At 50.8% G+C, this 638-nt stretch carries 1 protein-coding gene; it reads right to left on the reverse strand.

Annotation, left to right across the window (positions count from 1 at the left end; all coding sequences use genetic code 11):
• Positions 1 to 638, reverse strand: a 638-nt coding sequence (locus tag AC1DWB_RS36875; protein WP_477545988.1) for an MFS transporter, incomplete at both ends; no start/stop codon positions are given.

The raw sequence follows: 638 nt of genomic DNA on the forward strand, positions 1-638 counted from the left end.
ATATTGAATAGAGCCAGAACAGCTGCAAGCAAGACGAGAAACCATACGAGCGAGGGCAATAATTTCCAATCTGCCAGTTTCCCACCGACAATGTTGCCTATCGTAATTCCAACGCCAAACAGCACGAGGATGTAGGAGACGGAACTGGGTGTAAAACCCGTGATATCCACCAAGATCGGCGTAATATACGTAAAAGCTGTGAATACACCTCCGAAGCCAAATACTGTCATTAGCAGGGCAATATATACGGTAGGGCGGCGTAACACGCCAAGCTCACGCCGCAGACTCGACCTAGCAGATTTGATATTTGGTACGAGCATGACAATACCGAGCAACGCCACGAGACCAATTCCCGTAATGACCCAGAACGTAAACCGCCATCCATATGCTTGACCCAAGAACGTCCCGATCGGGACACCTAGTATGTTGGCCAATGTCAATCCGGTAAACATGAGGGCGATGGCGCCGGCTCGTTTTTCCTTGGGAACCAGCTCTGCCGCGACGACGGAACCAACCCCGAAGAAAGAGCCGTGAGTCAATGCAGCCACAATGCGTGCCACCATCAATACCTCGTAGTTCGGTGCGAGAGCGGCTAGTGCATTTCCTGCTATGAAGATGACCATGAGCCAGATTAATAG

The sequence above is a fragment of the Paenibacillus sp. P4_E11 genome (assembly GCF_056401635.1).